The sequence below is a fragment of the Streptomyces sp. NPDC051555 genome (genome assembly GCF_044454405.1).
Classification (GTDB): Bacteria; Actinomycetota; Actinomycetes; order Streptomycetales; family Streptomycetaceae; genus Streptomyces.
On record NZ_JBITDP010000019.1, the window covers coordinates 73,154 to 94,270 of the forward strand.

Genomic DNA, 21,117 nt, shown 5'->3' on the forward strand with positions numbered 1-21,117 from the left:
GATGACCGTAGCAACCGGGGCACCCGTGTGCGGGTACGCCGAGGCCCCCGTGCGGACGGGCACGGGGGCCTCGGCGGGACGTCGGGACGGACGGGTCCCGAGCGACGAGCTGCGTCGGACCCGCGTCGTGGTCCGGCGGCAGTGACTAGATGTTGACGCCGAAGTCCTGGGCGATACCGGTCAGGCCCGAGGCGTAGCCCTGGCCGACCGCGCGGAACTTCCACTCCGCACCGTTGCGGTAGAGCTCGCCGAAGACCATGGCGGTCTCGGTCGCGGCGTCCTCGGAGAGGTCGTAGCGGGCGATCTCGGAGCCGCCGGCCTGGTTCACGACGCGGATGTACGCGTTGCGGACCTGGCCGAAGTTCTGGCTGCGGGCCTCGGCGTCGTAGATGGAGACGGGGAAGACGATCTTGTCCACGTCGGCCGGCAGGCCCGCCAGGTTGACGTTGATGGACTCGTCGTCGCCGGAGCCCTCGCCGGTGCGGTTGTCACCGGTGTGCACGATGGTCTGGTCCGGGGTGGACTTGTTGTTGAAGAAGACGAAGTGGCCGTCGGAGACGACCTTGCCCGTCGGGTTCACCGCGATCGCCGACGCGTCCAGGTCGAAGTCGACACCGGTCGTGGTACGGACGTCCCAGCCGAGGCCGATCGTGACGGCGGCGAGGCCGGGAGCCTCCTTGCTGAGCGAGACGTTGCCGCCCTTGGACAGGCTTACAGCCATGGGGATGTCCCTTTCCTCTGTGCTGCCGGCGCCCTGCGACGCCGTGCGACGTCCTCTGACGCCTTGGTGACGTTACCGCTGACTGACATAACGCGGGGAGGGGGTGCAGAGGTTCCAGCCCCGGGCACAAAAGCGGGGGGCGCGGGCCACATCCCGTGCGAAATGCGGGTGACGCGGGGGCGGGCGGCGTCGGATCATAGGTGCATGCCTGGTCCCTATGTCATCCGCGGTTCGGTCGTGCTGCCCGAGGCCGAGCTCGCTTGGCGCTTCTCGCGCTCCTCGGGGCCCGGGGGGCAGCACGTCAACACCTCCGACTCCCGGGTGGAGCTGCTCTTCGACATCGGCGCCACCAAGGCGCTGCCCGAGGTGTGGCAGGCGCGGGCGCTGGAGCGGCTCGCTTCCCGGCTGGTGGACGGGGTGGTGACCGTACGGGCCTCCGAGCACCGCTCGCAGCTGCGCAACCGGGAGATGGCGCTGGTCAGGCTGGCCGCGCTGTTGGCGGAGGCGACGGCGCCGCCGCCGAAGCCGCGGCGGGCGACGAAGATCCCGCGCGGGATCAACGAGCGCCGGCTGCGGGAGAAGAAGGCGCGGGCCGAGACCAAGCGCGGCCGCACCGGCCGGGACTGGTGAGCGAGCGGACCGTAGGCACCTACCGCAACCGCAACCGCCCGGACCGTACGCCCCGACCGTGCGGCTACGCGCCCAGCTGGCGGTAGCGCCCCCGGTAGTAGGTGAGGGGGCCGCCTTCGGACGGGGGCAGGGACGGCAGGGCGGCGCTCAGCACCCGCCCGATGACCAGGGTGTGGTCGCCCGCCTCGACGCGGCTCTCGGTCCGGCACTCCAGGGTGGCCAGTGCGCCGCCCATCAGCAGTGCGCCGCTGGCCGGGCCCCTGGTGTGGGGCAGGTCCTCGAAGAGCAGCCGGTCGCTGATCCGGCCCTTCATCGCGAACCGGCCCGCCACCTGGCGCTGGCCCTCGGCGAGTACCGAGACCCCCCACAGCGGCTGCTCGGCCAGCAGGTCGTCCATCCGGGAGCCCTCGCGCAGGCTCACCAGGACCAGCGGCGGGTCCAGCGAGACCGACATGAAGGCGGTCGCCGTCATGCCGACGTCCTCGCCGTCGGGGCCGTCCGCGGACAGGGGTTCCTCGCGTGCGGTGACCAGCACCACGCCCGCTGCCAGCCGGGACATGGCTTCCCGGAACTCGTCGTTGCTCACTCCCTCAGCATGAGGGGTGGCCGGGGGCGCCGGGAGCACGGCGGGGATCAGGGGTATCGCGGGTCTCGTCTTCAGCACACCGGGAACGCTAGTCCCGCGTCCCGCCCGCCACATCGGGCCGTGGTCCCAGGTGTTCCGCGACCCGCGACCTAGGCCGTCCGGCTCCACTTCCCACTGTCTTCCCGGTGCCCGGCGTATCGTTTGCTCGCGGGAATGTAGGGGAGCGCTCCCAGGTGGCAAGGGCCCCATTATCCATCTCATGTGACTTGAGTCACAGAGGGCAAGATTTGTTGACCCTGTGTACCTGCGGCACAGCTCACTGTGATTCAGTGGGCGGGACACCGCAACGAAACGCCGATGACAAACCTGGAGTTGCTGTCGAGGTCTCGGGGAGAGCGAACGATGGAGACCGAGTCGGAGCCCTACGTCCGTCTTGCGACCCTGCGGCAGCTGCACAGGGTGGTCGCCGAGCTGAATACGGCCCGGAGTCTCGCGGACACCCTGCAGACGGTCGTGGACGGCATCGTCGTGGGGCTCGGTTACGAACTCGCCTGTGTCAACCTCGTACGCCCTGACGGTGATCTCGTCGTCGCCGCCTTCGCGGGCGACCCCGCCGCGGAGGCCCTCATCACCGGCCGCGTGGGCTCCCGCGGCTCCTGGGACCGCCGTCTGACGATGGGCGAGAACTGGGACGGGCTGCGCTTCATCCCGCACACCGAGGGCTGGGTCCTGATCGAGGACGACGTCCCCCAGTGGCACACCGAGGGCCCCGATCCGCGGTTCGAGGACGAGTGGCACCCCGAGGACCGGCTCTACGCCCCCATGTACGCGTCCGCCGGGGAACTGCTGGGCGTCATTTCGGTGGACAGGCCGCGCAACGGACGCCGTCCCGGCGCCTGGGGGCGCGAAGCCCTCCAGATGTACGCCTTCCAAGCGGCGATTGCGATCAGCAATGCGCGACTGCGCGCGAACATGCAGCGGGCCCTGGTCCGGCTCGAACGCGAGCAGCAGGCGCTGCGGGCCAGCGAAGAGTCGTTCCGCCAGGCCTTCGAGTACGCGCCCAGCGGCATGGCCATCGCCGAGATGGGCGGTGACCAGCACGGGCGGCTGTTGCGCACCAATGACGCGCTGTGCCGGCTGCTCGGCCGGCCCGCGTCCGTCCTGCGCCGTTACTCCTTCTCCGACCTCGTCCACCCCGAGGACATCGGCACCCTGTTGCGGACCTCCGCCGAGGGCGGCCGGGCCGAGCTGCGGCTGGGGCGGCGCGACGGGACGTACGTATGGGTGTCGCTGCGCAACTCCGTCGTGGCGGACGCGGCCGACGGGCCGCGCTTCCTGCTGACCCACGTCGAGGACATCGAGGAGCGCAAGCGGCACGAGCTCCAGCTCGCGCACCGGGCCAGCCACGACGCGCTGACCGGGCTGCCCAACAGCGCGGAGCTACGGGCCCGGCTCGGCGCCCGGCTGTGTCGTCGGCCCCAGTCCGTGCGGGCGACGGCGGTGGAGGCCCTGGACGCCGCCTTCGAGGGGCGCGACGGGCAGGTCGGGGCGGGTGGGGGCGGTGAGCACGGCTTTCCCCCCGACGCCGGGCCCGACGCCTTCGAGTTCCCCGGCGTGCCCGGGCAGGCCGTCGGCCCCGGTGGCGCGGGGGGACCGGGCGGCGCGGGGGGACCGGGACCGTACGACCACCACGTGCACACGGTGGCGCCCGAGACGGAGGTCGACGACGGCACCAAGGGGCTCGCCGTCCTCTTCTGCGACCTCGACGGCTTCAAGTCGATCAACGACCGGTTCGGGCACCACACCGGCGACGCGGTGCTGATCGAGGTGGCCCGGCGACTGACGACCGGGGTCAGGGACGGTGACACCGTCGCCCGACTGGGTGGCGACGAGTTCGTGGTGCTGGCCGACGGGCTCGGCGCCGCGGACGCCGCGGATCTCGCCGTCCGGCTGCGCAACGCGATCATCCCGCCGATCCGGGTGGACGGCCGTGCGGTCCGTGTGGGGGCGAGTTTCGGGATCGGCTGGGCCAGCTGCGGGATGTCCGCGGACGAGGTGCTGCGCTCCGCCGACCAGCGGATGTACATCGAGAAGCGGTCCCGCTCCAAGGCCCACCGCAGGGCCGGCTGAGGCCGTCCGCCGGGCGCCGCCACAACTGGAGCGCGCCTGTTCGAGGTAGGCTCCCGTGGGTCGAAAGGAGTGACCTGCGATGACGACGCCCGCGAACAACGGCTCGCACGGCGGGGCGAACAAGCCCGAGGACGACGATCCGTTCGGCTACCTCTACGAGGACGGGCAGGCAGCCGGAGCCACACCGCCCGGACAGGGTGGTGGATACGGCTACCCCGGCCCCGCCGGTGGCGCGCAGCCGGGTGTCCCCAGGACCTCCTACAACCAGGTGCGCACGGTCGGCGACAGGCCGTACGGCGGCCAGCGCGGCCAGGTTCCCTACCAGCAGGGTCCGCCCGCCCAGCCCCCCTACCAGGCGCAGTACCAGGCCCCGGAGACGCTCCAGGCGGGCGGCTACGGCGTACCGCCGCAGCAGCAGCCCCCGCAGTACCACGGCGGCCAGCCGGGTCCGGCGCAGGGCGGCGGCTCCAGCCGCCGCGGCATGCTGATCGCCGCCGTCGCGGTGGTCGCCGCCGTGGCGATCGGCATCGGCGCGGCCGTGATGTTCGGCGGCGACGGCGACAAGGACAAGGAGAAGGCCGACGGCAAGCCCGTCGGCCCGACCCAGCCGCAGTCCCAGCAGCCGTCCGAGCCGGCGCCGAGCGGTCCGGCGTCCCCTCCGGCGTCCGCCAACCTGCCGAAGGCGGACGCGACGGGCTCCGGTTTCGCCCTCGCGGGGGGTGCGATCGTGCAGAACGCCATCCCGGGCGCCAAGTCGAGCACCGGGCAGTACGCGGGCGGGTTCAACAAGACCGGTGCGTCGCTGACCTGGTCGCTGGACGTGCCCAAGGCCGGTTCGTACAAGCTGAAGATGACGTACGGGGTGCCCGGCAAGGACGGCAGCACCACGCTGACGGTCAACGGCGAGGCGCAGAGCCGCCCGATCAACATGAAGAACTGGGCGAATGCGAAGCCCGGCGAGTGGGACAAGGGCTGGACCAACACCTACTCGCTGGTCGAGCTCAAGGCGGGCGCGAACACCGTCAAGATCTCGTGCGAGACGGGTAACCAGTGCGACGTCGTCATCGACCAGCTGTGGCTGGAGAACGGCTGAGGCCTGTTCTGGCCCCGGTCCCGCCCGGTCACTGATCGGGCGTCGGCGTGACGCTGACCGACCCCCGTACCTCCTCGTAGGTGCGGGGGTCGAACTCTCCCGCCACCGGGGAGTGCACGGTGGCCGCCGAGAGGGCGACCGCGCGGGCGAGGCGGGCGGGCCAGTCCAGGCCCTCGGCCAGGGCCGACAGGAGGCCCGCGACGGCGGAGTCCCCGGCTCCGGTGGGGTTGCCGGACAGCGCGCGGGGCGGGGCGGCGCGCCAGCTGCCCTGGGGCGTGGCGGCGAGCAGGCCGGCCGGGCCCAGCGAGGTGATCACCGCGTGGGCGCCGCGGCGGCGGGCGTCGCGGGTGGCGGGGAGCGGGTCGCGGGAGCCGGTCAGCTCGGCGAGTTCGGTGGAGTTCGGCTTGATCATGTCGGGCCGGGCGGCGATCCCGCGGCGCAGGGCCTCGCCGCCGGTGTCGAGGAGCACCGGGACGCCGGCCGCGCGGGCCCTGCGGACGAGGAGCGCGTAGGCGCCGACGGGGACGCCGGGCGGGAGGCTGCCGCACAGGGCCACGGCCTGCGCGCCGGACCCCACGAGGGCGTCGTAGCGCTCCAGGAAGGCGGCCCATTCCGGCGCCGTGATCAGCGGGCCGGGTTCGTTGAACTGGGTGGTGTCGCCGCTCGCCGCGTCGGCCACGGCCAGCGTGCGGCGGGTGGGCCCCGCGCAGGGCAGCAGCGCGTCGAGGACCCCGGGCGCGTGGGCGGCCAGGCCCGCGCGGACCGCCTCGCCGGCCGGCCCGCCCGCGAAACCGGTGGCGGTGACGGCGTGGCCGAGCGCGGCCAGCACCCGGGCCACGTTGAGGCCCTTGCCGCCGGGGCGTTCGATGACGTCGGACACCCGGTGCGAGGCGTGCGGCAGCATCCGCGGCACCCGGTAGGTGACGTCGAGCGCGGTGTTGAGCGTGACGGTGACGATCATGTGGCGGACCCCCGGGTCTCGGTCTGCCGGGATCATGCCAAACAGAAGGCGGTCGGCCCAGTCCCCCGGGCCGACCGCCGTGCCGTTGCAGCCGGTTGGCGGGCCGTCAGCCGCCGCCCGTGCCGGTGCGCCGCGTGCTCACGCGCGCGGGTCGATGATCCATTCGCCGTGCCGCATGACGCCCTTGACGTCGAAGTCCGCGTCGAGGACGACGAGGTCGGCGTACTTGCCGGGCTCCAGCGAGCCGACCCGGTCGTACATGCCGAGCAGGCGGGCCGGGTTGGCCGAGATCGCCTGGACCACGGATTCGACGGGCAGCCGGTCCACGGTCACCGACCGCTTGAAGGCGGTGTCCAGGGTCAGTGTCGAGCCCGCGATGGAGCCGCCCTCCACGAGCCGGGCCACGCCGTCCTTGACCTCGACCTCCAGCTGACCGAGGTGGTAGGTGCCGTCGCCGAAGCCCGCCGCGTCCATCGCGTCGGTGATCAGCGCCACGCGGTGCGCGCCCGCGTGGTGGAAGGCCAGCTCCAGCATCGCCGGGTGCAGGTGGGTGCCGTCGTTGATCAGCTCGACGGTGATCCGCTCGTCCTCCAGCAGCGCCGCGATGGGGCCGGGCGCGCGGTGCTCCAGGCCGGGCATCGCGTTGTAGAGGTGGGTGGCGACCGTGGCGCCGGCGTCGATGGCCTCGCGGGTCTGGTCGTAGGTGGAATCGGTGTGCCCGATCGCCGCGATCACCCCGTGCTCGGCCAGCAGGCGTACGGAGTCCAGCCCGCCCGGCAGCTCGGTCGCCAGGGTGAACATCCGGGCCGCCCCGTGCGCGGCGTCCATCAGCTTGCGGACCTCGGCCGGGTCCGGGTCGCGCAGCAGGTCCTCCTTGTGCGCGCCCTTGCGGCAGGGGTTGATGAAGGGGCCCTCGAAGTGGATGCCCGCGATCTCGCCCTGCTGGGTCAGCTCGGCGAGCAGCGCGGCCCGCCGGGCCAGCTCGTCGAGGTCGCCGGTGACGGTCGAGGCGACCAGCGTGGTGGTGCCGTGCTCGCGGTGCGTGCGCACGCCGTGGAGGATCTCCTCGGGCGTGCCGGAGGTGAAGGAGGAGCCGCCGCCGCCGTGGTTGTGCATGTCCACGAAGCCGGGGACGATCCAGTGGCCGGCGAGGTCGACGGCGGCGGCGCCCTCGTGGGCGCTGCCCGCGATGCGTTCGCCCTCGACGATGACGCGGCCGCCCGTGACGGTCCCGGTGGGCAGCACCACCTTGGCGCCGGAGAGAACGGTGCTGTGTGCGCTTCCGGCCATCAGGCTGGTACCTCCGTGGCGAGTAGGTCCCAGGCGAGCAGACCCGCGCCCAGGCATCCGGCGGTGTCCCCGAGGGCTGCCGGAACGATCTCGGGCAGCCGCTGGAACGTCACGCGTTCCTCGACGGCCGCCCGAAGCGGTGTGAACAAGGTTTCCCCGGCCTCGGCCAGCCCGCCACCGATGATCAGCGTGCGGGGGTCCAGCAGGGTGAGGGCGGTGACCAGGCCGTCGGCGAGGGCGCCGACGGCGGCGAGCCAGACCTCCTGGGCGCGCGGGTCGCCGGAGGCGACGGCCTTCGCGCAGTCCGCGGCGTCCGCTTCGGGGTCGCCGGAGGCGGCGGCCCAGGCGCGGGTGACGGCGGAGGCGGAGGCGAGGGTCTCCAGGCAGCCGCGCTGGCCGCAGCCGCAGGCGGGTCCGCCGGGGCGGACCACGATGTGGCCGATCTCGCCGGCGTAGCCGTGCGCGCCCGCCTCGATCCGGCCCGCGATGCCGATGGCGCCCGCGATGCCGGTGCCGAGCGGGACGAAGAGGAAGCGGTCGGCGCCGCGGCCCGCGCCGATGCGGCCCTCGGCGAGGCCGCCGGTGCGCACGTCGTGGCCCAGGGCCACGGGGATGCCGCCGAGGCGTCTGCTGAGCAGGGCGCGCATCGGTACGTCGCGCCAGCCCAGGTTCGCCGCGTAGACGGCGACCCCGTTCTCGGCGTCGACGATCCCGGGGACGGCGACGCCGGCGGCGGACGCGGTCTCTCCGTACCGCTCCACCCCCAGGTCGCGCAGCTCCTCGGCGAACTCCAGGATCGACTCGACGACGGCTTCGGGGCCCCGGTCGCGGCCGGTCGCGCGGCGCGCCTCGTAGAGCAGGGAGCCTCCCCCAGCTACCGCTGGGTGGGGCCCCCGGGCCACGAGGGCGGCCTTCATCCCGGTGCCGCCCACATCGAGGGCGATGACGTGTTTCACGGGTTTCACAGGTGACAGTCTCGCGTGCTCGGCAGGGAAAGGTCTAGTCCACTGAGAGGGATTGTTGAGTAGCCATACAAATGGGGGACCCCGGGTGCCGTCCGGTTGTGGACACTCCGCGAAAGTGGTGTAGACCTTACGTGGATCTGACGGACGACAATGGGGTGGACCGAGAGCTGTGAGAGCCCGTTATCTGAGCCTGGTGGCCTCCGGCGCCGCACTGTGCATGAGCGTGACCCTGACCGGTTGTGGAACCGAGGTCCTCGGCGGGAACAACGAGGTGACCCTGCACGTCGTGGCGGCCGACTACGGGGACAATCCCGCGAACTCCTCCGCCACGTACTGGAAGGACCTCGCCCACCGCTTCGAGAAGGACCGGCCCGGCATCAAGGTCCAGGTCGACGTCTACTCCTGGACCGAGGTCGACGCGAAGGTCGCCGACATGGTCAAGGCCGGCAAGGCCCCCGACATCGCGCAGATCGGCGCCTACGCGGACTACGCCGCCGCCGACAAGCTCTACAAGACCGACGAGCTGCTCTCCGTACAGACCGAGGCCGACTTCCTCGCGCCGCTCGCCGACGCGGGCAAGGTCAAGCGCGTCCAGTACGGCATGCCCTTCGTGGCCAGCACCCGGCTGCTCTTCTACAACGAGAAGCTCTTCGCCGACGCGGGCGTCATCCCGGCGGGCGCCGTCGGCACCGGCAAGGGCTGGCAGCCCAAGACCTGGGCCGATCTGGAAGCCGCGGCCAAGAAGCTGAAGGCGGCCAAGGTCCCCACCCCCTTCGCGCTGCCGCTCGGCCGCGAAGAGGCGCAGGCCGAGACCATGAACTGGCTGCTCGCGGGCGGCGGCGGCTACACCGACAACGAGGAGTCCTACTCCCTCGACGCCCCGGACAACGTCAAGACCTTCGAGTACCTGCGCGACACCCTGGTCGGCGGCGGCCTCACCGGCCCCGTCGAACCGGCGAAGCTGGACCGGCAGGCCGCCTTCGACGGCTTCACGCGCGGCGAGGTCGGCATGCTCAACGGCCACCCGACGCTGATCAAGCAGGCCGCGGCGAAGGGCCTGAAGTTCGGCATGGTCGCGCTGCCGACCTCCGACGGCTCGGAGAAGCCCGCCATGGGCGTCGCCGACTGGGTCATGGCCTTCAAGAACGGCCACCGCAAGGAGTCGGGCGCCTTCCTCGACTTCCTCTACTCGGCCGACAACCAGACCGCCTTCACCAGCCGCTACGACCTGCTGCCGGTGACCACCAGCGGCTACCGGTCGATGGAAGCGGCCACCGGAGCGGGCTCGACCCAGCTCAAGACCTTCCTCCAGGCGCTGCCCTCCTCGCGGCTCTACCCGGTCGGCAAGAAGTCCTGGGCGGGCGTGAGCGAGAACATCAAGCAGAACATCGGCAAGACCGTCCAGCCGGGCGGGCAGCCCGCCAAGACGCTGGAGGAGATGGCGCGCACGGCGCGGGCGGCGGACGCGCACTGAGCCGGCAGCCGGTGGCGGGCGGGCTGTCGGTGGGCGGCGTTAACCTGGCGGTATGACGGAGGGCGGGCGGTTGACGGAGACGGAAGCCGCCGTGCTCGCCTACGAGGGGCGCACCTGGCCCGGTCCCGGCGCCAAGGAGCGGGCCATACGGGAGCGGCTCGGCATGCACCCCGTCCGCTACTACCAGCTGCTCAACGCGCTGATGGACGACCCGCGCGCGCTCGCCCACGCGCCCGGCACCGTCAACCGGCTGCGCAGGCTGCGCGAAGCCCAGCGCGCCCGGCGATAGCCCTCCTCCGGGGCGACCGTTAGGGTCGTAGGCATGGGGAGCCATCCGCACAGCCTGCCTATGAACAGCCTGCCGATGCCCGTCACCGCCGCCGGACGCGATGGGCTCGACGCCCTGCTGCGCGGCCCGCGCCGCTCGGTGATCGCCCTCGACTTCGACGGCACCCTCGCCGAGATCGTGCCCGATCCCGACCAGGCGCGCGCCCACGCCGACGCCGTGCCCGCGCTGGCCGCGCTCGCGCCGCGGGTGGCCTCGGTGGCCGTGATCACCGGGCGGCCCGCCGGAGTCGCCGTCCGCTACGGGGGCTTCGCGGGGGTGCCGGGGCTGGAACACCTCGTCGTGCTCGGGCACTACGGAGCCGAGCGCTGGGACGCGGTCACCGGGATCGTCCACACCCCCGCCGAACACCCCGGGGTGGCGGCCGTACGGGCCGAGCTGCCGGGCTTCCTGGACTCCATCGGGGCGTGGCGCGGCACCTGGATCGAGGAGAAGGGGCGCGCCCTGGCCGTCCACACCCGACGGGCCGAGGATCCGGCGGCGGCCTTCGACGCGCTGCGGGAGCCGCTGGGGGAGCTGGCGGCGCGGCACGGGCTGGTGGTGGAGCCGGGGCGGGCCGTGCTGGAGCTGAGGCCGCCGGGGATGGACAAGGGGGTCGCGCTGACGGAGTACCTGGCGGAGGTGGGGGCCGGGGCGGTGCTGTACGCCGGGGACGATCTGGGGGACCTGGCCGCGTTCTCCGCGGTGGAGAAGGTGCGGGCGGAGGGGGTGCCGGGGCTGCTGGTGTGCAGTGGCTCGGCCGAGGTCCCCGAGCTGGCCGCCCGGGCCGACCTGACCCTCGCGGGCCCGCCCCAGGTGGCCGCCTTCCTGGCCGCCCTGGCCGCGGCCCTCTGACCCCGTCGGGGTCGCCTCAAACGCCGGCGGGGCTGGATTCGGCCGGGGTCGGCCCATTTCAGCCGCCCGGCGTTTGAGGGCCCGCCGGAGGCGAGGTCGGCCGGCACGGTCGCGCGGGCGCCTGCGGCGGGGTGGCCCTCCGGGGGCGCTGCGAACGCCGGCGGGGCTGGGTTCGGGGGCGCTGCGAACGCCGGCGGGGCTGGGTTGGTGGCGCCTCGATCTCCCCCAGCTACCGGTGGGAGGTACCCCCGGGCGGTGCCGTGTGGCCGGGGTCGGCCCATTTCAGCCGCCCGGCGTTTGAGGGTCCGCCGGAGGCAGTTTTGGCCGGCACGGTCGCGCGGGCGCCTGCGGCGGGGTGGCCCTCCGGGGGCGCCTCAAACGCCGGCGGGGCTTGATGTGCCCGGGGGTGGGCATCATTTCAGCCGCCCGGCGTTTGAGGGTCCGCCGGAGGCGAGGGGTGGGGCGCGGGCTACTTCGGGGTCAGGGTCGACAGTTGGGCTTCGAACCAGGCCGCCGGGGGGAGGGCGGTCGCGGTCGCGGCCAGGCGCTTCGTGCGCTCCGCCCGCTCCCCCTCCGGCATGGACAGCGCCGCGTGCAGCGCGAGCGCCGTCTCCGTGACGTCGTACGGGTTCACCGTCAGCGCGTCCTCGCGGAGCTCCGCGTACGCCCCCGCCCCCGTCGACAGCACCAGCACGCACCCCGCCTCCGACACCACCGGGATCTCCTTGGCCACCAGGTTCATCCCGTCCCGCACGGGGTTCACCAGGGCCACGTCCGCCAGCCGGTACGCCGCCAGGGAGCGCGCGAAGTCGTCCTCGACCGAGACCAGCACCGGCTGCCAGTCCGGCGCGCCGAACTCCGCGTTGATCTCCGCGGCCAGCTCCCGCACCGACTCCGTGTACGCGCGGTAGACGGCCAGGTCCTGCCGCGAGGGGTAGGCCGACGCCAGGTGCACCACGCGGCCGCGCCACTCGGGCCGGGTGACCAGCAGCTCCCGGTAGGCCAGCAGCCCGCGCAGGATGTTCTTGGACAGCTCCGTGCGGTCCACCCGGACGATCGCCTTGCGCCCGGCGACCTCCGTCCGCAGCGCGGCCAGCTTGTCGTTCACCTCGGGCCGGTGGGCCAGCGCCCGCAGCTCGTCGCCGTCCACGCCCAGCGGGAAGACCCGCACCGAGGTGGTCCGGCTCGACCAGACCGTGTACCGCTGGTGCCTGATCTCCGTGCCGTCCGGGCCGCCCGGCGACGCCGTCCCGTACGCGTCGTCCAGGTCCATCGCGTCCAGGAACGCCCGCGCCCACGCCCCGGTGTGGAAGCCCACCATGTCCGCCCCGAGCATCCCCCAGGCCAGCTCCTCGCGGACGTAGGAGGGCAGGATCCGCAGGTAGTCGTAGGACGCCCAGGGCGTGTGCGTGAAGTGCGCGATCAGCAGGTCCGGCCGCAGCACCCGCAGCATCCCGGGCACCAGGGCCAGGTGGTAGTCCTGGACGAGGACCCGCGCGCCCTGCTCCGCCTCCTCGGCCAGCGCCTCGGCGAAGGTCCGGTTGTAGGCGACGTACGACTCCCAGGCCCGGTGGAACGCCGCGTCGAAGACCGGCTCGCGCGGGACGTCGTACAGGTGGTGGTGGGTGAACCAGAGCACCGAATTGGCGATGGCGTTGTAGGCGTCGTCGTAGACCTCGGGGTCGATGTCCAGCATCCGCACGCCCGGCTCGGCGACCCCGCGGCGCACGGCCTCGCGGTCCGCGTCCGAGAGTGCCGCGCAGATCCACAGCGCGTCCGGTTGGCGGGCGAGGGCGGCGGAGAGGCCGGAGACGAGACCGCCCCCGCCGCGCCGGGCGCTGAGGCCCCCGTCGGCGTCGAGGGCGTACGAGAGCGGACCGCGATTGGCGGCGACGAGTACCTGAGAGGCCATGCGGGCAACCTAGCCCGGCGGGCCCGCGCTCAAACTGTGAGTGCCGTCATGCCACGCGCCGGTGGGCGTACTCCTCGACGCCCCGCATCGGCGGCCGCTCCACCGTGTCCACCGGGTAGGTGTGCGGCTCGAAGCCGTCCGGGCCGCGCTCGAACTGGGTCAGCTCGGGCCGTACGAGGTGCCCGCGCGAGAGCCGCAGCTGCGCGGTCCGGTAGATCGCGGCGGCCATTCGGCCCAGCGCCCGCCCGTCCTGGTGGCGGTGCAGCCGGACGCCGACGTCGACCTGCGCGAGCGCGTCCAGACCGGCCGTGTGCAGCGCGTCCACCAGCAGGCCGAGCTCCACGCCGTAGCCGACGGGGAAGGGCAGCCGCTCCAGCAGCGAGCGGCGCACCGCGTACTCGCCGCCCAGCGGCTGGACGAATCCGGCCAGCTGCGGCCAGTGCAGGTTCAGCAGCGGGCGGGCCACCAGCTCGGTGACCCGGCCGCCCTGGCCGGGCGCGTCGCCGAGCGGGCGGTCGTACATCGCCTTGACGAACTGCACGTCCGGTTCGGTCAGCAGCGGGCCGACGATCCCGGAGACGAAGGCGGAGGAGAAGTCGCGCAGGTCGGCGTCGACGAAGCAGACGACGTCCCCGCTGGTCACCAGCAGCGAGCGCCACAGCACCTCGCCCTTGCCGGGCACCGCCGGGACCCGCGGCAGGATGTCGTCGCGGTGCACCACGCGGGCGCCGGCCTTCGCGGCGACCGCCGAGGTGCGGTCGTCGGAGCCGGAGTCGATGACGACGAGCTCGTCGACGAGGGGGACGGGGAGGGCGTCCATCAGGTCGCGGCGGATGACCTCGACGATCGCGCCGACCGTCGCCTCCTCGTTGAGCGCGGGCAACACGACGCTGACTGTGATCCCCGATGCCCGCTTGGCCGAAAGGAGCTGCTCCAGCGGTCGGTCGGTGGCGGACCAGGAGCGGTCCCCCAGCCAGCGCTCCACCTCTTCCAGCACCTTCAGTACTCCCTGATTGAGTCGTGATCGAGTCGTGCTCGGGTCGTGGTCGAGTCATGGTCGGCCATCGATATGGCCGAAATGTGGTCCATCTCGCGGTTCGGACGGCTGTCTCAACCATCCATGCCTTCGGTTACAGTCTTGAACAACGCGGAGGACCATCGCATGTCGGGGGTCCTTCCGTACAAACGCACGGGTGCGCCGCCAAGGCGCGTTCGCGCCATACCGCTCATCCAGAGGGGCAGAGGGATACGGCCCGTTGAAGCCCCGGCAACCCTCCAGTCGGTCTCGCGATCTTTTGCAAAGTCAGCGAGGTCCCCGACTAGGGAAGGTGCCAAATCCGTCTCGTGGCGAAGTGCGCCACGGGGAAGATGAGGAGAAAGGGCCTCGCCGTCATGTCTGCACAGACTGCCGTCACCTCTGTTGTCACCCCTGTCGCCACCTCTGCCGCGACCACCGTTGATCTCGGACCCGCCATCGGGCTTTCCTGCCGCGAATGCGCCACCCGGTTCGAACTCGGTCCCATTTTCGCCTGTGCCGAGTGTTTCGGCCCGCTCGAAGTCGCCTACGAGCTTCCGACCGGTGACCCCGAGGCGCTGCGCGCCGCGATCGAAGCCGGACCGAACAACATCTGGCGCTACGCCCCGCTGCTGCCCGTCCCCGCCGACGTGGCCTCGAAGCCGAACCTGAACCCGGGCTTCACCAAGCTCGTGGACGCCGAGAACCTGGCCAAGGAGCTGGGCGTCACCGGCAAGCTCTACGTCAAGGACGACTCCGGCAACCCGACGCACTCCTTCAAGGACCGGGTCGTCGCGATCGCCGTCGAGGCCGCCCGCGCCTTCGGATTCACCACGCTCTCCTGCTCCTCCACGGGCAACCTGGCCGGGGCCGTCGGCGCCGCCGCCGCCCGCGCCGGACTGCGCTCCTGCGTCTTCATCCCGCACGACCTGGAGCAGGGCAAGGTCGTCATGGCCGGCGTGTACGGCGGTGACCTGGTCGGCATCGAGGGCAACTACGACGACGTCAACCGCTTCTGCTCGGAACTGATCGGCGACCCGCTCGGCGAGGGCTGGGGCTTCGTCAACGTCAACCTGCGCCCGTACTACGGCGAGGGCTCCAAGACGCTGGCGTACGAGATCTGCGAGCAGCTCGGCTGGCAGCTGCCCGACCAGATCGTCATCCCGATCGCGTCCGGCTCGCAGCTGACGAAGATCGACAAGGGTCTGCAGGAGCTGATCAAGCTCGGCCTGGTCGAGGACAAGCCCTACAAGATCTTCGGCGCCCAGGCCGAGGGCTGCTCACCCGTCTCGACCGCCTTCAAGGCCGGTCACGACGTGGTCCGCCCGCAGAAGCCGGACACCATCGCCAAGTCGCTCGCGATCGGCAACCCGGCCGACGGCCCGTACGTCCTGGACATCGCCCGCCGCACCGGCGGTTACGTCGAGGACGTCGACGACACCCAGGTCGTCGAGGCCATCAAGATCCTGGCGCAGACCGAGGGCATCTTCGCCGAGACCGCGGGCGGCGTGACCGTCGGCGTGACGAAGAAGCTCATCGAGAACGGGCATCTGGACCCGGCGCTGACGACCGTGATCCTGAACACCGGTGACGGCCTGAAGACCCTGGAGGCGGTGGCCGCCGACAGCGGCCAGACCGCCACCATCCGCCCGAGCCTGGACGCGTTCCGCGCCGCCGGCCTGGTCTGATCACCCCTCGAACCCCGGAAAGGCAGTAGCGCCATGAGCGTCAACGTCCGCATCCCCACCATCCTGCGCACCTACACGGGCGGCCAGGCCGAGGTCGCCGCCGAGGGCGCGACCCTCAGCGAGGTCATCGACTCCCTGGAGCAGAGCCACCCGGGCATCTCCGCCCGCGTCCTCGACGACCAGGGCAAGCTGCGCCGCTTCGTGAACGTCTACGTCAACGACGACGACGTGCGCTTCGAGAGCGGGCTGCAGACGCCGACGCCCGACGGCGTGGGCGTCTCGATCATCCCCGCCGTCGCGGGCGGCTGACCCACCCCGGCGCGGTCCGGACCACCCGGCCTCGTAGACCAAAACCTGAATTGCCCCCTCCGGTAGGAAACGGAGGGGGCAATTCTGCTTGGTTGGGCGCGGTAGAGTTGGGGAAGTCCCCACCGCTGTTCTTGCCCGCCGCATATGAACGGGTCGCGGAAGGGTTGACATTGAGTCAACATGCGTGCGCGCTATGGGTCGTTGGCGTGGTTTGTCCGGCCCGAGTTGCCCCGGAAGATTCCTAATTTTCACCCTATTTCAATGTAATGGCGTGTCCAGAATTCTCGTGGGAATGACCTGTTGCAGACAGCAGCGGTGCAGATACATTCAGCCCCGGTCGAGGCGTTCCGGCGCAAGTTCTGACCCGGGTCCGCGAAGTGCGGTCCTGCGCAAGGGCCAGTAATAGGGGAGTTAGGCATGGCTCAGGGCACCGTCAAGTGGTTCAACGCGGAGAAGGGCTACGGCTTCATCGCGGTCGACGGTGGTGCGGATGTGTTCGTCCACTACAGCGCCATCCAGATGGACGGGTACCGCACCCTTGAAGAAGGTCAGCGGGTCGAGTTCGAGATCTCGCAGGGCCAGAAGGGTCCGCAGGCGGACATGGTCAAGCTCGCAGTCGGCTAGCCGGAGCGATCGACCACCGACATACGAACGCGCGGGGCCCGCATCCTGAGACACGGATGCGGGCCCCGCGTGCGTTCCCGGCGGGCGGCGGCGCCCGCCGCAGTGCGTGCGGGAACGCGTGCAGGGCCCCGCCGTTCACCGGGTGTTCCCCGAAGCCGCTTGCACTCGGGGGTGCCGAGTGCTAATCATTGGCGTTAGCACTCTCCAGGTGAGAGTGCTACCAAAACGAGGACCGGGTCGGTGAGGCCCAGCGGGTCGGCGGGAAGGAACCGTCGGACCCACAGGCCGTCCGTCGCGGGCGCGGGCGCGGTCCGGGAGCAATCCACCGCTGTCCGGGAGGACCACTTCAGATGGCCAAGATCATTGCGTTCAACGAGGAGGCCCGGCGCGGTCTCGAGCGAGGCATGAACCAGCTCGCCGACGCCGTCAAGGTCACCCTTGGCCCCAAGGGTCGCAACGTCGTCCTTGAGAAGAAGTGGGGCGCCCCCACGATCACCAACGATGGTGTCTCCATCGCCAAGGAGATCGAGCTCGAGGACCCGTACGAGAAGATCGGCGCCGAGCTGGTCAAGGAAGTCGCCAAGAAGACGGACGACGTCGCCGGCGACGGTACGACCACGGCCACCGTGCTGGCCCAGGCGCTCGTCCGCGAGGGCCTGCGCAACGTAGCCGCCGGCGCCAACCCGATGGCCCTCAAGCGTGGAATCGAGAAGGCCGTCGAGGCCGTCTCCGCCGCCCTGCTGGCCCAGGCCAAGGACGTCGAGACCAAGGAGCAGATCGCTTCTACGGCCTCCATCTCCGCCGCTGACACCCAGATCGGCGAGCTCATCGCCGAGGCCATGGACAAGGTCGGCAAGGAAGGCGTCATCACGGTCGAGGAGTCGCAGACCTTCGGCCTGGAGCTCGAGCTCACCGAGGGCATGCGCTTCGACAAGGGCTACATCTCGGCGTACTTCGCCACCGACATGGAGCGCATGGAGTCGTCCCTCGACGACCCGTACATCCTGATCGTCAACTCGAAGATCGGCTCGGTCAAGGACCTGCTGCCGCTCCTCGAGAAGGTCATGCAGTCCGGCAAGCCGCTGCTGATCATCGCCGAGGACGTCGAGGGCGAGGCCCTGTCGACCCTGGTCGTCAACAAGATCCGCGGCACCTTCAAGTCCGTCGCCGTCAAGGCCCCGGGCTTCGGCGACCGCCGCAAGGCCATGCTCGGTGACATCGCCATCCTCACGGGCGGCACGGTCATCTCCGAGGAGGTCGGCCTCAAGCTCGAGAACGCCGGTCTCGACCTGCTCGGCCGCGCTCGCAAGGTCGTCATCACCAAGGACGAGACCACGATCGTCGACGGCTCCGGCGACAGCGACCAGGTCCAGGGTCGCGTCAACCAGATCCGCGCCGAGATCGAGAACTCCGACTCGGACTACGACCGCGAGAAGCTCCAGGAGCGCCTCGCGAAGCTGGCCGGCGGCGTGGCCGTCATCAAGGCCGGCGCCGCGACGGAGGTTGAGCTCAAGGAGCGCAAGCACCGCATCGAGGACGCCGTCCGCAACGCCAAGGCGGCCGTCGAAGAGGGCATCGTCGCCGGTGGCGGCGTCGCACTCCTCCAGGCCTCCGCGGTCTTCGAGAAGCTCGAGCTCACGGGCGACGAGGCGACCGGCGCCAACGCCGTGAAGCTCGCGCTGGAGGCCCCGCTCAAGCAGATCGCCGTCAACGGTGGTCTCGAGGGTGGCGTCGTCGTCGAGAAGGTGCGCAACCTTCCGATCGGCCACGGCCTGAACGCCGCGACCGGCGAGTACGTCGACATGATCGCCGAGGGCATCATCGACCCGGCGAAGGTCACGCGCTCCGCGCTGCAGAACGCCGCGTCGATCGCCGCGCTGTTCCTGACGACCGAGGCCGTCATCGCCGACAAGCCCGAGAAGGCCGGTGCCCCCGCGGGCGGCGGCATGCCGGGTGGTGACATGGACTTCTGATCCGCCCGGGCTTCGGCCCGCAGCAGATCGGCTGTTCTTCGAACGAGGGCGGCACTCCCCACGGGGGGTGCCGCCCTCGGGCGTTCCCGTGGCTTCGGGGGCCGAGCGGAGTGGGGCGCAGGAGCTGGCTTCGTAAGACGTTTTGTCTTACGCTGATGCCATGGCTGACACCGTGACGATCCGCACCGACTCGGAGACCGAGCACGCCCTGGACGTCCTCACCCGGGACGGCAGCTCACGCTCGGTCGCCATAAGAGCCGCGGTGCTGGAGGCGGCCCTCCGCAAGGAGCGCGCCGCGGCGCTGCGGCGCGCCGTCCTGCGCATGCCGCTGGGTGATCCCGATGGCATCGACATCGCGGCCGAGCTCTCCCGAAGTCGGGAGGACGAGCGCTGATGATCTATCTCGACTCCGCGGCCATCGTGAAGCTGGTCCATGCCGAATCCGAATCGCAGGCATTGCGCGACTGGCTCGACGAGCGGGCGGAGACCGGTTGGGTCAGTTCCGCCCTGGCGGAGGTGGAGTCCTTCCGGGCGCTGGCCCGGCACGCTCCCCAAGCGGCCGTGCGGCTCCACCTCGTCCTGGACCTCATCGACCTGGTCGAGCTCGACCCCGGCATCCGCATCCTGGCCCAGACCGTGCGGCCGGCCACCGTGCGCAGCCTCGACGCCGTCCATCTGGCGACGGCGCTCGGCATCGGTGAGCGGCTGACCTCGTTCGTCACCTATGACAAGCGCCTGGCCGACGCCGCACGAGGGGCGGGTCTGACCGTCGACGCCCCCGCGTAGACGGGCCACTCCGCGTGCGCGGAGCGGCACTCCCCACGGGGGGTGCCGCCCTCGGGCGTTCCTACGCGGCCGGGCGGGCGACGAAGGCGACCGCTTCGTGGTCCCGGCCCAGATCGATGGTCAGCGAAGCGTCCAGGGCGGTGGCGAGGCGTCGCAGCAGGGGCAGGGTCGGGACGGCGTCCGCTCCCTCGACGCGGGAGATCTTCGCCTGGGTGAGTCCCGCCCGCTCGGCCAGCTGGGCCTGGGACAGGCCCAGCGCCTTGCGCCGGTCGTACACGGCCTTGGCGAAGGCCATCGCGAGCCGGATCTCCGCCCGCTCGGCCTCGACCTCGGGCGGCTCGGAGTACTCCTGGGCAGCCTGCTGCTCGCGGGCGAGCTTCCAGCGGCTGTGGTTCATGGCGCCCCCGTGGTCCGGTTCACCCCTCGGGGCGTTAGAAACCGGTGGTGTCGATGTCGCATTCGATCGGGTGCGGGACGTGCAGGGGCTCGCCGAAGGACACCGTCGTGCGGGAGCGGTATCCGTGCGGCGAGGGGTCGGAGAAGCGGGTGATCTCCCGCTCCTGCATGTCGACGACCAGGTAGATCGGCACCACCCCGCCGTAGACGTCCAGCTTCTCCTGCCAGTCCACGTCCTTCGTGGACAGGGAGGTGGACTCCGCGACGAGCGACAGGGCGGTCCCGTCGGCGTGCCGCCCCTCCTCGTCGAAGGCCGACTCGTCCGTGACGTACAGGTCCGGGCCGTAGGCGCGGTTCGCCGCCGGGAACTGGAACAGGAAGGGGGCGGTGTCGGCGACGTGCCCCTCGGGGGCGTGTGCCTGGAGCTGCTCGCGCAGGGCGCGCATGGGGCGGTAGTAGCGCAGCTTGGACCACGGTGACACGACGATCTTCCCCCGGATGAGCTCGGCCTTGAAGCCGTCCGGCGTGTTCATCTCCTCGACCGTGCGCAGGAGGGTCTCGAACGTCGGTGGCGACAGGGTCTCTATGGGTGTGGCCCGCTCACTCATGATCGTCACCGTCGTCCTCCGGATGGTGTGCTGCCCCGTGCGTGTGCCTTGTCCCAGGCTAGTGGCGGCAAGGTCTCCCCGCCCGGCATCTGGGACGCGGTGCGGTGGTCCGGGCGCGTTTGGTTGACTGATGGGCATGACTGATGAGGTGGGTGGGGCGGGCGTGTTCGTCAAGATCTGTGGGCTGCGGACCGCGGTCGACGTCGACGTGGCGGTGGACGCCGGGGCCGATGCGATCGGGTTCGTCTTCGCGCCCGGCAGCCCGCGCACGATCGACCCCGCGCTCGCCCGCGAGTTGGGTGCCCGGATCCCGGAGCGGGTGCTCACCGTCGGGGTGTTCCGGGGGCAGTCCGTGGCGGAGGTGCGCCGGCTCACCGAGGAGAGCGGCGTGCGCGGGGTGCAGCTGCACGGGGAGGAGGGTCCGGCGGACTTCGCGGCCCTGCGTGCCGAGGGTCGGACCCTGCTGCGGGCCACCTCGCAGCACGTGGCGCGCTGCGGGGAGTACGGCGAGGACCTGCTCCTGATCGACGCCCCGGACCCGGGCTCCGGCAAGCCCTGGAACTGGGGGTCCGAGGAGTTCACCGCGCCGCGGGGCCGCTGGCTGCTGGCCGGCGGGCTGACCCCGGGCAATGTGGGCGAGGCCGTACGGGCCACCGGGGCGTGGGGGGTCGACGTATCCAGCGGGGTGGAGCGGGAGCGCGGGATCAAGTCCCCCGAGCTGATCCGGGCGTTCGTGGCGGAGGCCCGCAACAGCCGGCCGTGATGGCCCAACGTGC

Annotated in this window: 23 protein-coding genes and 1 riboswitch; of the genes, 14 read left to right on the forward strand and 9 right to left on the reverse strand. The window is 71.7% G+C overall.

Features of this window, described 5'->3' with window-relative positions; all coding sequences use genetic code 11:
- Nucleotide 1 precedes the first annotated feature (1 nt).
- The gene (locus tag ACIBEA_RS31520; protein WP_399266600.1) at nucleotides 2-145 is read left to right on the forward strand and encodes a hypothetical protein; all 144 of its coding nucleotides are present in this window, start codon (nucleotides 2-4) and stop codon (nucleotides 143-145) included.
- On the opposite strand, the gene ACIBEA_RS31525 is transcribed toward ACIBEA_RS31520, so the two are convergent.
- Nucleotides 146-721, reverse strand: a complete 576-nt coding sequence (locus ACIBEA_RS31525; protein ID WP_399266601.1) for a TerD family protein — start codon at nucleotides 719-721, stop codon at nucleotides 146-148.
- A gap of 204 nt (nucleotides 722-925) precedes the next feature.
- On the opposite strand from ACIBEA_RS31525, the gene arfB reads away from it, so the two are divergent.
- Nucleotides 926-1,351, forward strand: coding sequence for an alternative ribosome rescue aminoacyl-tRNA hydrolase ArfB (arfB, locus tag ACIBEA_RS31530; RefSeq protein WP_399266602.1), 426 nt, complete (start codon nucleotides 926-928; stop codon nucleotides 1,349-1,351).
- A 64-nt stretch (nucleotides 1,352-1,415) separates the two neighbouring features.
- On the opposite strand, the gene ACIBEA_RS31535 is transcribed toward arfB, so the two are convergent.
- Nucleotides 1,416-2,051, reverse strand: coding sequence for a flavin reductase family protein (locus tag ACIBEA_RS31535; protein WP_399266603.1), 636 nt, complete (start codon nucleotides 2,049-2,051; stop codon nucleotides 1,416-1,418).
- A 288-nt stretch (nucleotides 2,052-2,339) separates the two neighbouring features.
- On the opposite strand from ACIBEA_RS31535, the gene cdgB reads away from it, so the two are divergent.
- Nucleotides 2,340-4,067, forward strand: coding sequence for a diguanylate cyclase CdgB (cdgB, locus tag ACIBEA_RS31540; protein WP_399266604.1), 1,728 nt, complete (start codon nucleotides 2,340-2,342; stop codon nucleotides 4,065-4,067).
- Nucleotides 4,068-4,146: 79 nt separating this feature from the next.
- Entirely contained in the window at nucleotides 4,147-5,160 is a 1,014-nt protein-coding gene (locus ACIBEA_RS31545; protein WP_399266605.1) for a CBM35 domain-containing protein, read from the forward strand.
- A 28-nt stretch (nucleotides 5,161-5,188) separates the two neighbouring features.
- Here ACIBEA_RS31545 and ACIBEA_RS31550 read toward each other — a convergent pair whose 3' ends face one another.
- The 3 genes from ACIBEA_RS31550 to ACIBEA_RS31560 all read right to left on the reverse strand — a co-directional run bounded on the left by ACIBEA_RS31550 (nucleotide 5,189) and on the right by ACIBEA_RS31560 (nucleotide 8,367).
- Nucleotides 5,189-6,121, reverse strand: coding sequence for a 1-phosphofructokinase family hexose kinase (locus tag ACIBEA_RS31550; protein ID WP_399266606.1), 933 nt, complete (start codon nucleotides 6,119-6,121; stop codon nucleotides 5,189-5,191).
- A gap of 138 nt (nucleotides 6,122-6,259) precedes the next feature.
- Nucleotides 6,260-7,411, reverse strand: coding sequence for an N-acetylglucosamine-6-phosphate deacetylase (nagA, locus tag ACIBEA_RS31555; RefSeq protein WP_399266607.1), 1,152 nt, complete (start codon nucleotides 7,409-7,411; stop codon nucleotides 6,260-6,262).
- Nucleotides 7,411-8,367 (reverse strand): ROK family protein, encoded by a 957-nt coding sequence (locus ACIBEA_RS31560; RefSeq protein WP_399266678.1) that lies wholly within the window; start codon nucleotides 8,365-8,367, stop codon nucleotides 7,411-7,413. The genes nagA and ACIBEA_RS31560 overlap by 1 nt, the downstream gene beginning before the upstream one ends.
- A 226-nt stretch (nucleotides 8,368-8,593) precedes the next feature.
- Between ACIBEA_RS31560 and ACIBEA_RS31565 the strand changes: the two genes are divergently transcribed.
- Genes ACIBEA_RS31565 through otsB form a run of 3 tightly spaced genes read left to right on the forward strand, consistent with a single transcriptional unit; the run spans nucleotide 8,594 to nucleotide 11,030 of the window.
- Nucleotides 8,594-9,850: an extracellular solute-binding protein gene (locus ACIBEA_RS31565; protein ID WP_399266679.1), complete on the forward strand. Its 1,257-nt coding sequence runs from the start codon at nucleotides 8,594-8,596 to the stop codon at nucleotides 9,848-9,850.
- A gap of 52 nt (nucleotides 9,851-9,902) precedes the next feature.
- Nucleotides 9,903-10,139 (forward strand): DUF3263 domain-containing protein, encoded by a 237-nt coding sequence (locus tag ACIBEA_RS31570; protein ID WP_354381239.1) that lies wholly within the window; start codon nucleotides 9,903-9,905, stop codon nucleotides 10,137-10,139.
- A 33-nt stretch (nucleotides 10,140-10,172) separates the two neighbouring features.
- On the forward strand, nucleotides 10,173-11,030 hold the full coding sequence (otsB, locus tag ACIBEA_RS31575) for a trehalose-phosphatase (protein WP_399266608.1): 858 nt from the start codon (nucleotides 10,173-10,175) through the stop codon (nucleotides 11,028-11,030).
- A gap of 469 nt (nucleotides 11,031-11,499) precedes the next feature.
- Here otsB and ACIBEA_RS31580 read toward each other — a convergent pair whose 3' ends face one another.
- Entirely contained in the window at nucleotides 11,500-12,942 is a 1,443-nt protein-coding gene (locus ACIBEA_RS31580; RefSeq protein WP_399266609.1) for a trehalose-6-phosphate synthase, read from the reverse strand.
- Between the two features lie 46 nt (nucleotides 12,943-12,988).
- Nucleotides 12,989-13,939 (reverse strand): glucosyl-3-phosphoglycerate synthase, encoded by a 951-nt coding sequence (locus tag ACIBEA_RS31585; protein WP_399266610.1) that lies wholly within the window; start codon nucleotides 13,937-13,939, stop codon nucleotides 12,989-12,991.
- 226 nt (nucleotides 13,940-14,165) lie between these two features.
- A riboswitch (SAM riboswitch) is annotated at nucleotides 14,166-14,317 on the forward strand.
- Between the two features lie 17 nt (nucleotides 14,318-14,334).
- Here ACIBEA_RS31585 and thrC point away from each other — a divergent pair.
- From thrC to ACIBEA_RS31615, 6 genes are all read left to right on the forward strand, one after another.
- Nucleotides 14,335-15,645: a threonine synthase gene (gene thrC, locus ACIBEA_RS31590; RefSeq protein ID WP_399266611.1), complete on the forward strand. Its 1,311-nt coding sequence runs from the start codon at nucleotides 14,335-14,337 to the stop codon at nucleotides 15,643-15,645.
- Nucleotides 15,646-15,678: 33 nt separating this feature from the next.
- Nucleotides 15,679-15,954 (forward strand): ubiquitin-like small modifier protein 1, encoded by a 276-nt coding sequence (locus ACIBEA_RS31595; RefSeq protein WP_399266612.1) that lies wholly within the window; start codon nucleotides 15,679-15,681, stop codon nucleotides 15,952-15,954.
- 417 nt (nucleotides 15,955-16,371) lie between these two features.
- On the forward strand, nucleotides 16,372-16,578 hold the full coding sequence (locus ACIBEA_RS31600) for a cold-shock protein (RefSeq protein WP_003967346.1): 207 nt from the start codon (nucleotides 16,372-16,374) through the stop codon (nucleotides 16,576-16,578).
- Nucleotides 16,579-16,928: 350 nt separating this feature from the next.
- Nucleotides 16,929-18,551 carry a chaperonin GroEL gene (gene groL / locus ACIBEA_RS31605; protein WP_330331771.1) on the forward strand — a complete coding sequence of 541 codons (1,623 nt, stop codon included), beginning with the start codon at nucleotides 16,929-16,931 and terminating at the stop codon, nucleotides 18,549-18,551.
- Between the two features lie 160 nt (nucleotides 18,552-18,711).
- Nucleotides 18,712-18,945, forward strand: coding sequence for a hypothetical protein (locus tag ACIBEA_RS31610; protein WP_399266613.1), 234 nt, complete (start codon nucleotides 18,712-18,714; stop codon nucleotides 18,943-18,945).
- On the forward strand, nucleotides 18,945-19,337 hold the full coding sequence (locus ACIBEA_RS31615) for a type II toxin-antitoxin system VapC family toxin (RefSeq protein WP_399266615.1): 393 nt from the start codon (nucleotides 18,945-18,947) through the stop codon (nucleotides 19,335-19,337). Before ACIBEA_RS31610 ends, ACIBEA_RS31615 begins: the two co-directional genes overlap by 1 nt.
- Before the next feature lie 61 nt (nucleotides 19,338-19,398).
- Here ACIBEA_RS31615 and ACIBEA_RS31620 read toward each other — a convergent pair whose 3' ends face one another.
- Both ACIBEA_RS31620 and ACIBEA_RS31625 read right to left on the reverse strand, forming a co-directional pair.
- Nucleotides 19,399-19,734, reverse strand: a complete 336-nt coding sequence (locus ACIBEA_RS31620; RefSeq protein ID WP_399266616.1) for a helix-turn-helix domain-containing protein — start codon at nucleotides 19,732-19,734, stop codon at nucleotides 19,399-19,401.
- 34 nt (nucleotides 19,735-19,768) lie between these two features.
- Nucleotides 19,769-20,341 (reverse strand): Uma2 family endonuclease, encoded by a 573-nt coding sequence (locus tag ACIBEA_RS31625; protein ID WP_399266680.1) that lies wholly within the window; start codon nucleotides 20,339-20,341, stop codon nucleotides 19,769-19,771.
- Between the two features lie 136 nt (nucleotides 20,342-20,477).
- Between ACIBEA_RS31625 and ACIBEA_RS31630 the strand changes: the two genes are divergently transcribed.
- Nucleotides 20,478-21,104: a phosphoribosylanthranilate isomerase gene (locus ACIBEA_RS31630; protein WP_399266617.1), complete on the forward strand. Its 627-nt coding sequence runs from the start codon at nucleotides 20,478-20,480 to the stop codon at nucleotides 21,102-21,104.
- The last annotated feature ends 13 nt before the right edge of the window (nucleotides 21,105-21,117 follow it).